This window comes from Pseudomonas sp. SDT291_1_S447 (assembly GCF_054070155.1).
The window spans coordinates 1-10,933 of sequence record NZ_JBSVXS010000147.1; the positions used below are offsets into that span (position 1 = coordinate 1).

The window sequence follows — 10,933 nt, forward strand, 5'->3', positions numbered from 1 at the left end:
CTTTTGATTTTGCGCCTTGAAAATCAACATCAAAAGATCGCAGCGTTCCGCAGCTCCTACACAGGCAGATTGTGGGCTGCAATTAATCTTCCGTTCGGCCAGTGTTTTCGCGATCACGGTCATAGTGGTGAGCCAGTGGAAGCGCCGGCAACCATGATTCACGCCGGATGGTCCAGAGTTCGTAAGTAGGTTTGCACTGATTAGGCTCATCAAGCGACCCGACATTGACCTCCACTTCATCTTCCGAACGCGTGAACACCGGTGAGCCGCAACACGGGCAGAAAAAACGCCCGTTGTAGTCGCGGGTTTCACCGGTGACCTGCAACGCCTCCTCGGGAAAAATCGCCGAGGTGCCGAACAGCGCGCCATGGCGTTTGCGGCAGTCGAGGCAGTGGCAGATGCCGACTCGGTAGGGCTGGCCTGTCACTTCGAAACGGACATCGCCGCACAGGCAACCGCCAGTCAATCGATTCATGTCACACCTCCTCTGCTCGACCTCAAATTACAGATCGTCCAAATCGGGAAAGGCAATCCTGCCCAGCGTCCAAGGCTCAACAATCTGGCAATGCACATTGCGCAGAAATGAGCCCCACTCGCTTCGGTTATGCGCATCCGGGCCGGTGACCGTCAGTAACAGATATTCATCCCGAAACGCGTCATAGGCATAGATCAGCCAAAAGTCATTATCAGCGTCGTCAACCAATACAGTGCGGTAATACTGACGATTTATTTTTGCCCATCGAGCTTGCAGTGACGAAGTACTGGCAAGGTGGATATGGTGCATATCGGTCAGATCGAGTCGTTCGTCACGCCCGAAAATCCCGGGTAATTCACCGCACACCTTGTAGTTATAAAAATGTGCAGCGAAGTTTTGCCAGTTAGTGATTTGTTCAAAAAGCGCAGAAATCTTGATGGCTGGCATTCAGGCCTACTTTGTAATAGGTAGCCTGCCAGTGATCACAAATTTATCGAACACTTTCTGCCCATCACGCGCGGCTTGCCGAACATCAAGGAATGTCAGCTCATCACGAACTTCCTTTTTGTTAGGTTTGTCGGTCTTTCTGGTGGTGGCCATCGGCGCCTCGGAAGGATGTGTATTCATGCTGACCAGCTTAAGTGATTAAGTTTTGACCGGCAAACGATAGGATTTTGTTTCAAGGCAGACAAGTCGGCGGATTCTTGCAGATCTGTAGGTCATTACACCAAAAATTGTAGTCCGTAAAACTCCTGAATTTAGATCTCATTGCTCGGTAATGCCCATTGGTAAACGTCATCCGGTTATCGCGTTTAAAGCACACAAACCGTTACGCCCTCCTCCCTACAACACCTTGCGTCGTTACCTACGCGTACGCCAGAATCCGCCGGCTTACACGGCTATGGGCCGGGCTATATCGTTGGCCTGTCACTGCAAAACAGTGATCGGGTTTGGTAGCCCGCTTTAAATTGTCGTTGTTGCGACACCGTCGATGCTGTCTCCTTTTTTGAGGTATGGCTTTGTATGGTGGGCATGCGTGGGGCTCATCCGTGAGCGCCGGGTTACCCAATTTGACCGGTCTACCAACCCGCGCATGGCCGCCACCCGCCGTTTGGTAGCGAGGGTGATGGCTCCCATTTTTTCAAATTGGAGCTTTATCTATGTTCAAGATCACGCCAAATCCACCGCCCACCGATCCAATCCCTCACGACCCCGCGCTTAACCCGCAAAAGGTCAAAGAAGCCACCGACCGCGCCCTCGACTACTACCTGCGACCCGAAGCACTGGGGGCTCCACCAAGCTCGCCCCCGTTTCGTCCGGTCTATCTGGTCGACCCCACGCTGGATGAAGAAACCCTGCTGGTCGAAGCCTGTGAGTCGCTTTCCTACGCCCACTCCATGGCCGGTAACATCGCCAACTCGATAGGCGGCCCGGAGCGCAAACCGCTGCTGGCGCTGCAACAGGTGATCATGCTGAACGAGCTGTTGGTCAATCGACTGCTGGACAAGCTGCGCATCCCGCAGTAGTCGGCGGACCGAATGAGTGAGGGGTTCCCTGCCCCTCACTTTCGCTTCGCTCCTCCGTCGCTTGATGAGCAAAACCCATCAAGCCATCGTGCTGATCCGCACAGTCACCTTCTTTAATATCCAAATCGCCGTGAGCATACGTCACTGTTTAGGGTTGCGATTGGTCCGCGTAAGGCTCGCCTGGCGATCAACGTCCATACTGTGGTTTTCGATACAGTGGACACCGTCATGCCCTCCCCCGAATCCAGCCTTTTGCAGAGCTGGCACGACAACGCTGATGCCTGGATCGAAGTGATCCGCAGCGGCGCCATCGAAAGCCGCCAGCAGGTTACCGATCAGGCGATTCTGCTGGCGATCATGGGCCGGCAGCCGCAGCGCGTACTTGACCTGGGTTGCGGCGAAGGCTGGTTGTTGCGGGCGCTGGCGGATCGCGGGATTGATGCGATCGGTGTGGATGGCGATGCGCGGCTGGTTGAAGCGGCGCGCTTGGCGGGGGCGGCGCGGGTGCATGTCGCCAGCTATGAAGCGCTGGTCGATGGCAAGGTCGACATCGGGCGCGACTATGAGCTGGTGTGCGCGAATTTCTCTTTGCTGCATCAGGACATCATTCCGCTGCTGACCGCGATGAATGGCTTGCTGGGCCCCGGCGGCGCTTTGCTTATCCAGACGTTGCATCCTTGGTCTGTCGCGGCAGGCGATTACCAGGATGGCTGGCGCGAAGAAACCTTCGCCGGGTTCAAAGGCCAGTGGCAGCCGATGCCGTGGTATTTCCGCACTTTGTCGAGTTGGCTGAATGCGCTCGATATGGCCGGGTTCCAATTGGCCGGTTTCCAAGAGCCGCAACACCCGCAAAGTCCAGTGCCGCAGTCATTGCTGATGGTTGCCGAGCGCCGCTGAGCTCCAGAACACCGCTGATCATTGTAGGAGTGAGCCTGCTCGCGATAGCGGTATTTCAGGCAATACAACTGCAGACTGTGCCGACGCCATCGCGAGCAGGCTCACTCCTACAGGGTTTTGCGTTGACAACATATCCAAGTAGTCCCACAGGAATTATGCGGTTTGCCGGATCATCTGCGGACCACGGATGCGGTATTGCGCGAGCAGGCGCATGACGTAGCCGATCTTGATCAGGGTCGGGCCGAGGATGGTCAGCGAATGCATCGCCACCAGCAGCGCAATCGGCATCTGACCGTTGTAGAGGTAGGCGCCGTAGATGCCGGCCAGCAGCATGATCAGCCCGGCGACGAGAACTTTGCTCGACAGGTGCAGAACGTTCAGCGGGCTTTCGAAGAAAGTGAGCATGGTGGCGTACTCCTGATCGGTTCGTTGTGTACTTTGAGTACCTCAAGTCCCGTGCCAGATTTTCAAGCCAGTAGAATCAGTCACTTGAAGGGAATCGAGTCAATTTGACACAAACACAATGAAGTCAGTTTGACTCTGCGCCTTGTCATTAGGACTACACCCCATAAAAAACCAAAAACCCTCCACCTAAAAGCAAACCAATATCATTTGCGCACTCCCCATCCTTTTGCTTTAATCGCGACCCATTCTTATTTAGACCGACACCGGTTGCCCTGGACGCTTGCGCAAATGACCGTCGCCGATGCCTCGCTCGTGCAAAATCTCTACCTCAGCCACCATCGCTGGCTGCACGAGCTATTGCGTCGACGCCTGAGCAATGCGATGGATGCCGCCGACCTCGCCCACGACACCTTCGTGCGCGTGCTCAAGCGCCCGCAAGCCTTCAATGGCGAAGTCCATGAGCGCTCCCATCTGGCGACCATCGCCCGGGGGTTGTGCGTCGATCACTGGCGCCGTCGGCAACTCGAGCAGACCTGGCTCGACACCCTCGCCAGCCGCCCGCCAGCCTTGCAGCCCTCCCCCGAGCAACAGGCGATCATCGTCGAAACCCTGCACGAAGTGGACGCCATGCTGCAGCGCCTGCCGCAACGGGTCAGCGAGGCGTTCATCCTCGCCCAGCTGCACGGCATGCCGTACAAACTGATCGCCGCACAGATCGGCGTCAGCGAGCGGATGATCAAGAAATATCTGGCGCAGGCGATGATGCATTGCGCGATCCTCGAAGCTGAACTCGACGGGTTGCTGATTGAATAGCCCCGTGAACAAACTCAGCCATGCCAGCCTTGAGCAGGCGGCCAATTGGTACGTGCAATTGCATGACGAGCAGGTCGCCGAGCCTGAGCGTCTGCGTTGGCAGGCGTGGCTGGCGCAAAGCCCCGAGCATCAGGCGGCGTGGCGTTATGTCGAGCGCGTCGGCCAGCGTTTTGCGCCATTGCAGAACGAAAGCGAAGCCGTCAGCCACACCCTGCGCAACAGCGCGCGCAACTCGATCAGCCGCCGCCAGTCGCTCAAAGGCTTGCTGATTCTCGCGGCCACCGGGCTCGCGGGTTGGGCGGTCGGGCGCAACACTCCGCTGCTGGACTCGGTCGAACGCTTGAGCGCCGATCTCTCCACCGGCACTGGGGAAACCCGCGAAGCAACCTTGAGCGATGGCAGTCGAATCTGGCTCAACGCCTTGAGCGCGTTGAACGTGCGCTTCGATGCGCATCAGCGCTTGCTGCAACTGCGCACCGGTGAAGTGCTGATCGACACCGCGAAAGACCTTGGTCGCGCCTTTTGGGTCGAGACCGAACAGGGTCGGATGCGTTCGCTGGGTACGCGTTTCAGCGTGCGCCAGGCTGATCGCAATACGGTACTGAATGTCTACGAAGGCGCCGTTGAGGCCACTAACCACCAAGGCGTAAGCCAAGTGGTCCAGGCCGGTCAGCAACTGGTATTCAGCGCCGGCCGGTTGTACACCGCGTCCTCAGCGGATCCAGCGCGCGAAGCCTGGCGGCGCGGCGTGTTGCTGGCCGATAACCTGCCGCTGGGTGAACTGATCGAAGAACTCAGCCGTTATCGCCCGGGACATCTGCATTGTGATCCGGCGGTGGCAAACTTGTCGGTGATGGGTTCGTTCCCGCTCAAGGACACCGATCAAGCCTTGCGTCTGCTGGAAGCGGCGCTGCCGATCCGCATCGATAAAACCTTCAACTGGTGGATCAGTGTTGGGCCGAAAGCCTGAGGATTTTCATATCACGGTTCCCTTTTCACTGGTTCATTCGGTTAACCCTCAGCAGCACTCATTTCGTTGATCGCCCCCCGGGAACTCCATGTTGCGCGCCACCCTCGCCCGCTGTCGTTTTACTCTGGCCATGGCGTCTGCCGTGCCGGCGTTGTGCGTGTCGATGGCGCTGGCAGATGTGCAGAGGCAGCATTACACAGTGGCTCCCGGCTCGTTGGTCACAGTGCTCAACCATTTCGCCGAGCAGAGCGGCGTGTTTATCGCCGGGCACAATGATCTGGCGGCAGACAAACGCAGCGCCGGTCTGAGCGGTGATTACACCCCGCAACAGGCCCTGCAAATCCTCCTCAATGGCAGCGGTCTGCAAGCGCAGCGGCAAAGCGGCGGCGGTTATGTCCTGCGCAGCACTGCCACCGCCGATCCACTGCAACTGGACGCCACCACCATCAGCGGCAAAACCCTCGGCGCCATCACCGAAGACACTCACGCCTACACCACCGGCGTCAGCGCCTCCGCCACCGGTCTGCCGCTGTCCCTGCGCGAAACCCCGCAATCGGTCACGGTGATCACCCGTCAGCAACTCGACGATCAGGGCGCCAACGGTATCGCCGACGTGCTGCGCCGCGCACCGGGTATCAGCGTGCAGAACTACGACAGTGAGCGCTGGGAATTTTCCAGCCGTGGCACGCCGATCACCAATTTCCAGTACGACGGCGTCAACACCGATTACGACGGCGTCTACGATTACGGCACCACCAGCACCGATATGGCGACCTTCGACCGCGTCGAAATCATCAAGGGTGCCTCGGGTTTGATGACCGGTTTAGGTGACCCGTCGGCCACGGTCAACCTGATCCGCAAGCGGCCGACGCCCGCGTTCAAAGCGTCACTGAGCGGCAGCGTCGGTTCGTGGGACAACTACCGCAGTGAGTTCGATGTCTCCGGGCCGCTGAACAACAACCTGCGCGCCCGTTTCGTTGGCGTTCATCAGCAACGCAGTGCCTACGCCGATCACTACCAGAACAGCAAGGATATCGCCTACGCCATCGTTGAAGCCGACCTGACGCCGGACACCCTGCTGACCGTTGGTTTCGACCAACAGAACACCCGCTCACGCGGCGCCACCTGGACCGGTTTTCCGATGTTCTACAGCGACGGTTCGCGGACGCATTTCTCGCGCTCGTTCAACCCGGCCACAGACTGGAGCCGCCGCGACTTTATCAACCAGACCTTGTTTGCCGCCGTCACCCGGCAATTGCAAAACGACTGGGCTTTGAAAATCAGCTACGACCACAAACACCGCGAGCACGACACCCTGCTCGGCTCCGCCAGCGGCGGCAATCCGGACCCGGTGAGCGGCGACGGCATGTTCCTGTACATGGGCCAATTCAAGGGCGACGAGGTGCAGGACAACCTCGATATCAACCTCGGCGGGCCGTTCAGCCTGTTCGGTCGCGAGCATCAGTTGCTGGTCGGTTTCATGTCGATGAACACCCGCCAGGACAACCCGGTTTACGGCCCGGTGTACCCGCCGCTCAACGGCAGTATTTTCGACTGGCATGGCGAGTTCGCCAAACCGGATATCCCGCAGATCGGCACGGACGCCATCCGCCAACGCCAGACCGGCGCATACGTTTCGACGCGCTTCAGGGCCAGCGACGATCTGGCGCTGATTCTCGGCGCACGCGTCAGTGATTTCAGGGGCAGCGACCATCTCGATTACAGCGACCCGAATACGGCCAATGTCCGCGACGGCTACCGCCAGACCGGGGTGATCACACCTTATGCGGGTGTGGTCTACGACATCGATCACACGTACTCGCTCTACACCAGCTACACGCGCATTTATCAACCGCAACTGAGCAAGGACGCCACGGGCCAGATACTCGACCCGGTGCAGGGCGACAGCTACGAAGCGGGGATCAAAGCCGAGTACTTCGACGGACGGCTCAACGCCAGTTTCGCCGTGTTCCGCATCGAGCAGGACAACGTCGCCGAACAGGTCAGCGGCTTCGACAATCAGGCGGTGTACCGCGCCGTGCAAGGCGCGACGACCAAAGGCTTCGAGTTCGAACTGGCCGGAGAAATCGCCGACGGCTGGAATCTCTCCGCCGGCTACGCCTACAACCACACCCGCGATGCCAGGGGTGATCCGGTCTACGCCTCGATCCTGCAAACCACGGCGCCGGAGCAATTGGTGCGGGTGTTCAGCAGCTATCGCCTCCCCGGCGCCTGGCAAAACCTCACCCTGGGCGGCGGCGTCAGTTGGCAGAGCGAATTTTTCGGCGAGGTGTTCCAGCCCGGCACCGAGCAGAACGTGCGCATCACGCAGGACAGTTACTTCCTGGCCGACGCGATGGCGCGCTATCGCTTCAATGAACACCTGAGCACTTCGCTCAACATCAAGAACCTGTTCGACAAGACCTACTACACCGGCCTTGGCAACTTCGGCACCGGTTTCTACGGCGAACCGCGCAACCTGCAACTGTCCGCGCGCTGGGATTTCTGACGCACGGCAACTTGTCGATCTACGGCACCGGCAATCGACCAGGGACTGACTACGCTGTTAATCCAGCGTGTCTAACCTGCCGAGGATGACTGCCATGCAACGCTTTCAGAAACTCACGCCCTGCCTGTGGTTCGACGATCAGGCCGAAGCTGCGGCGAAGTTCTATTGCTCGATCTTCGATCACTCGAAAATCACCGGCCTGACCCACTACAGCAAGGTCGGCCAGGAATTTCATGGCAAGCCGGAAGGTGCGGTGATGACCGTCAGTTTCGAACTCGATGGCCAGACCTTCACCGGCCTTAACGGTGGGCCGATGTTCAAATTCAGCGAGGCGATCTCGTTTCAGGTCAACTGCCAGAATCAGGAAGAAGTCGACCATTTCTGGGGCAATCTGTCCGAGGGTGGCCCTGTCGAAGCCCAGCAATGCGGTTGGCTCAAGGACAAGTTCGGCGTGTCGTGGCAGATCGTCCCGGTGGCGTTCATGCACATGATGCTGGATGCCGACACCAGCAAATCGCAGCGAGCGATGCAGGCCATGTTCACGATGAAAAAACTCGACATTGCCGAACTCGAACGGGCCTTTGCCGGCCAGAGCTAATACACTGGCGCACTGGCCTGCCGGGAATAACAACGATGAAACACGCTGCCGCCAAAAACCCTGAAAAAGCCCCGCGCTTCTGGCGTGACGCGGCGCTGCCGTTCATTGAAGCGCGGGCCATCGCCGATGGTCGCGAGGTCTGCTACGCCCGGCATTCTCACGCGCACTTTTCCATTGGCGCGATCACCGCCGGGCGCAGCACCTATGTGCATGAGCAGGCACAGTTCGAAGTCGCGGCGGGCACCGTGGTGCTGATGAATCCAGGCGATGTGCATGCGTGCAATCCGATCGATGATCAGCCTTGGTCGTATGTGATGCTGTATGTCGAAACGCCTTGGCTGACGGATTTGCAGCATCAACTGGGCTTCGCCAGTGATCTTGAGTTTCGGCGTTTTTCCATCACTCACCTCGACGATGCTGCGCTGTTCAATGAGCTGAATGGGCTTTATGAAACGCTGGTCGACGAACATCAGGATGTGCTGCGCAAACAAAGCGCGGCAGTGGAGTTTTTCAGCGACCTGCAACTGCGCCTCAACCCTGCCGGCCCCTCGCTGCGCGAACCGAATTTCAAACTGGAACGTGCTGCGGACTTTATCCGCGAACACTGCACCGAAGTGCTGAACCTCGACGACATCTGCGCCGCGGCACAGCTGTCACCGTCGTACCTGATCCGCGCCTTCAAACAGCATTACGGCATGACGCCCCACGCGTTTCTGGTCAACCAGCGCATCCAGTTCGCCCGCGAGCGTTTGCGCAGCGGGCAGTTGATTGCGGATGTGGCGCTTGAGGCAGGGTTTGCCGATCAGGCGCATTTTCAGCGGGCGTTCAAGCAACATCTGGCGGCCACGCCCGGCCAATATCGCGGCTGACACTTTCTCTGAAACTCAACACCTCCCACAGGGTCAGACTCTGGCCAACACATTCAGATATTGACATATCGGTAAATTCCGATATCGTCGCGACATGGAACTACTCGAAATCTTCAAAGCCCTCTCGAACCGTACACGCCTGGAAATCCTCAAAGGCCTGAAGGATCCCGAGAAACACTTTCCTCCCCAGGATGAGGGTGACGTGCACACGGTGGGCGTTTGCGTCAGCAGTATTCAGGAGGGCGTCGGGCTGTCGCAGTCGACGGTGTCCGATTATCTGGCGACGCTGCAACGCGCCGGCCTGGTCGAAGTCAGGCGCATCGGCCAATGGACCTACTACAAACGCAACGAAGCCGCGATCAGCGCACTGGCCGAGATCATCGGCAGCGAGCTGTAATTTTTACCCCAAGATATCGAGAATTCCCGATATCCCTTTTTACCGAAACGAGGCAATGCAATGAAAGCGATGATCCTTACATCATTTGGCGGCGCGCAATCGTTCGAGCTGCGCGACGTACCCAAGCCAGTGCCACAAGCGGGCGAAGTGCTGGTACGGGTGCACGCCACCTCCATCAACCCGCTGGATTATCAGGTTCGCCGTGGCGACTATGCCGATCTGGTGCCCCTCCCCGCCATTACCGGGCACGACGTTTCTGGCGTTGTCGAAGCCGTTGGGCCGGGGGTGACGGCGTTCGTGCCGGGTGACGAAGTCTGGTACACCCCGCAGATTTTCGACGGGCCGGGCAGTTATGCCGAGTACCACGTCGCGGCGGAAAACATTATCGCCAGGAAGCCGTCCGCACTGAGCCATCTTGAAGCGGCAAGCCTGAGCCTGGTTGGCGGCACGGCGTGGGAAGCGCTGGTCGTGCGGGCGGCGCTCAGAGTCGGCGAAAACATTCTGATCCACGGCGGTGCAGGCGGCGTCGGCCATGTTGCGATCCAGCTGGCCAAAGCCATCGGTGCGAAGGTCTTCACCACCGTACGCGAAGCAAATTTCGAGTTCGCCCAGCGCATGGGCGCCGATGTGCTGATCGACTACGAAAAGGAAGATTACGTCGAGGCGATCCTGCGCGAAACCGCTGGTCGCGGCGTTGATGTGGTGTTCGACACCATCGGCGGCAATACGCTGACACGCAGCCCGGACGCCCTCGCACAGCTTGGCCGCGTGGTATCGATCGTCGACCTTGCCCAGCCGCAAAACCTGATTCAGGCCTGGGGCAAGAACGCCAGTTATCACTTCGTGTTCACCCGGCAAAACCGCGGCAAACTCGATGAACTGAGCGCATTGATCGCGAACGGTCAGTTGCGCCCGCACGTGGGTGCGGTCTATGCGCTGGCCGACATCGGTCTCGCCCATGCCTTGCTGGAAACACCCAACAACGGCGTTCAAGGGAAAATCGCGATTGCTGTCGTGCCATCGTCCGAACTCGCCAATCGCTGAACTCAGTGCAAGGAGAACACCATGATTTATGAGATCGCTTTACTGCCCGTTCACACAGAACAAACTGCGGCGTTTCGGCATGCGTTTACCGAGGTCGAGCCGTTGCTCAAACGCGCCAAGGGTTACTGCGGCCACATGCTCGCGCAAGGCATCGAAACGCCCGAAGTCTTCAACCTGATCGTGCACTGGCAATCCCTTGAGGATCACACGCCGGGGTTTGAAGCGAGTGAGGACCATCGGCTGTTCATGCTGGGTCTGGAGGATTATTTTTCGGACGAGCCGAAGGTCTGGCACATTGAGGGTGGCGCCTTTCAGCAGCCGTTCAACTAAGCCCCCGGAAGGTGACAATCTATCTTTCGGCTACCCGCGATCCATTGTAGGAGTGAGCCTGCTCGCGATAGCGGCGTATCAGTCGACATCTATATTGACT

Annotated in this window: 13 protein-coding genes; 10 read left to right on the forward strand and 3 right to left on the reverse strand. The window is 58.6% G+C overall.

Annotated features, from left to right (window positions below):
- Nucleotides 1-82: 82 nt before the first annotated feature.
- Together ACW9IR_RS26280 and ACW9IR_RS26285 are read right to left on the reverse strand one after the other, a co-directional pair.
- Complete coding sequence (locus ACW9IR_RS26280) at nt 83-475, reverse strand: GFA family protein (protein WP_102899195.1); 393 nt, start codon at nt 473-475, stop codon at nt 83-85.
- A gap of 27 nt (nt 476-502) precedes the next feature.
- The gene (locus ACW9IR_RS26285) at nt 503-922 is read right to left on the reverse strand and encodes a type II toxin-antitoxin system YafO family toxin (protein ID WP_110719918.1); all 420 of its coding nucleotides are present in this window, start codon (nt 920-922) and stop codon (nt 503-505) included.
- Nucleotides 923-1,635: 713 nt separating this feature from the next.
- On the opposite strand from ACW9IR_RS26285, the gene ACW9IR_RS26290 reads away from it, so the two are divergent.
- Nucleotides 1,636-2,001 carry a DUF6124 family protein gene (locus tag ACW9IR_RS26290; RefSeq protein WP_122660744.1) on the forward strand — a complete coding sequence of 122 codons (366 nt, stop codon included), beginning with the start codon at nt 1,636-1,638 and terminating at the stop codon, nt 1,999-2,001.
- Between the two features lie 228 nt (nt 2,002-2,229).
- Entirely contained in the window at nt 2,230-2,898 is a 669-nt protein-coding gene (locus ACW9IR_RS26295) for a class I SAM-dependent methyltransferase (RefSeq protein ID WP_457465551.1), read from the forward strand.
- Nucleotides 2,899-3,051: 153 nt separating this feature from the next.
- Here the strand turns inward: ACW9IR_RS26295 and ACW9IR_RS26300 are convergent, their stop codons facing one another.
- Complete coding sequence (locus tag ACW9IR_RS26300) at nt 3,052-3,303, reverse strand: transmembrane sensor/regulator PpyR (RefSeq protein ID WP_457465553.1); 252 nt, start codon at nt 3,301-3,303, stop codon at nt 3,052-3,054.
- A gap of 288 nt (nt 3,304-3,591) precedes the next feature.
- Between ACW9IR_RS26300 and ACW9IR_RS26305 the strand changes: the two genes are divergently transcribed.
- The 8 genes from ACW9IR_RS26305 to ACW9IR_RS26340 all read left to right on the forward strand — a co-directional run bounded on the left by ACW9IR_RS26305 (nt 3,592) and on the right by ACW9IR_RS26340 (nt 10,833).
- Nucleotides 3,592-4,116: a sigma-70 family RNA polymerase sigma factor gene (locus ACW9IR_RS26305; protein WP_137216521.1), complete on the forward strand. Its 525-nt coding sequence runs from the start codon at nt 3,592-3,594 to the stop codon at nt 4,114-4,116.
- Nucleotides 4,117-4,120: 4 nt separating this feature from the next.
- On the forward strand, nt 4,121-5,086 hold the full coding sequence (locus tag ACW9IR_RS26310; protein WP_457465555.1) for a FecR domain-containing protein: 966 nt from the start codon (nt 4,121-4,123) through the stop codon (nt 5,084-5,086).
- A gap of 130 nt (nt 5,087-5,216) precedes the next feature.
- Nucleotides 5,217-7,595, forward strand: coding sequence for a TonB-dependent siderophore receptor (locus ACW9IR_RS26315; protein WP_457465562.1), 2,379 nt, complete (start codon nt 5,217-5,219; stop codon nt 7,593-7,595).
- Nucleotides 7,596-7,689: 94 nt separating this feature from the next.
- Nucleotides 7,690-8,193: a VOC family protein gene (locus ACW9IR_RS26320; RefSeq protein WP_038366082.1), complete on the forward strand. Its 504-nt coding sequence runs from the start codon at nt 7,690-7,692 to the stop codon at nt 8,191-8,193.
- A 35-nt stretch (nt 8,194-8,228) separates the two neighbouring features.
- Nucleotides 8,229-9,062 (forward strand): helix-turn-helix domain-containing protein, encoded by an 834-nt coding sequence (locus ACW9IR_RS26325; protein WP_457465558.1) that lies wholly within the window; start codon nt 8,229-8,231, stop codon nt 9,060-9,062.
- A gap of 94 nt (nt 9,063-9,156) precedes the next feature.
- The gene (locus tag ACW9IR_RS26330; protein WP_077572353.1) at nt 9,157-9,459 is read left to right on the forward strand and encodes an ArsR/SmtB family transcription factor; all 303 of its coding nucleotides are present in this window, start codon (nt 9,157-9,159) and stop codon (nt 9,457-9,459) included.
- Nucleotides 9,460-9,519: 60 nt separating this feature from the next.
- Nucleotides 9,520-10,503 carry a zinc-dependent alcohol dehydrogenase family protein gene (locus ACW9IR_RS26335; RefSeq protein ID WP_457465560.1) on the forward strand — a complete coding sequence of 328 codons (984 nt, stop codon included), beginning with the start codon at nt 9,520-9,522 and terminating at the stop codon, nt 10,501-10,503.
- A gap of 21 nt (nt 10,504-10,524) precedes the next feature.
- Nucleotides 10,525-10,833 carry an antibiotic biosynthesis monooxygenase family protein gene (locus tag ACW9IR_RS26340; protein WP_110719928.1) on the forward strand — a complete coding sequence of 103 codons (309 nt, stop codon included), beginning with the start codon at nt 10,525-10,527 and terminating at the stop codon, nt 10,831-10,833.
- The last annotated feature ends 100 nt before the right edge of the window (nt 10,834-10,933 follow it).

Bases quoted from the DNA above. Each gene is read 5' to 3' on its own strand.
- ACW9IR_RS26280 (WP_102899195.1), bottom strand. From the start codon at position 475: ATGAATCGATTGACTGGCGGTTGCCTGTGCGGCGATGTCCGTTTCGAA.
- ACW9IR_RS26295 (WP_457465551.1), top strand. From the start codon at position 2,230: ATGCCCTCCCCCGAATCCAGCCTTTTGCAGAGCTGGCACGACAACGCT.
- ACW9IR_RS26330 (WP_077572353.1), top strand. From the start codon at position 9,157: ATGGAACTACTCGAAATCTTCAAAGCCCTCTCGAACCGTACACGCCTG.
- ACW9IR_RS26290 (WP_122660744.1), top strand. From the start codon at position 1,636: ATGTTCAAGATCACGCCAAATCCACCGCCCACCGATCCAATCCCTCAC.
- ACW9IR_RS26285 (WP_110719918.1), bottom strand. From the start codon at position 922: ATGCCAGCCATCAAGATTTCTGCGCTTTTTGAACAAATCACTAACTGG.
- ACW9IR_RS26335 (WP_457465560.1), top strand. From the start codon at position 9,520: ATGAAAGCGATGATCCTTACATCATTTGGCGGCGCGCAATCGTTCGAG.
- ACW9IR_RS26305 (WP_137216521.1), top strand. From the start codon at position 3,592: ATGACCGTCGCCGATGCCTCGCTCGTGCAAAATCTCTACCTCAGCCAC.
- ACW9IR_RS26320 (WP_038366082.1), top strand. From the start codon at position 7,690: ATGCAACGCTTTCAGAAACTCACGCCCTGCCTGTGGTTCGACGATCAG.
- ACW9IR_RS26325 (WP_457465558.1), top strand. From the start codon at position 8,229: ATGAAACACGCTGCCGCCAAAAACCCTGAAAAAGCCCCGCGCTTCTGG.
- ACW9IR_RS26340 (WP_110719928.1), top strand. From the start codon at position 10,525: ATGATTTATGAGATCGCTTTACTGCCCGTTCACACAGAACAAACTGCG.
- ACW9IR_RS26300 (WP_457465553.1), bottom strand. From the start codon at position 3,303: ATGCTCACTTTCTTCGAAAGCCCGCTGAACGTTCTGCACCTGTCGAGC.
- ACW9IR_RS26315 (WP_457465562.1), top strand. From the start codon at position 5,217: ATGGCGTCTGCCGTGCCGGCGTTGTGCGTGTCGATGGCGCTGGCAGAT.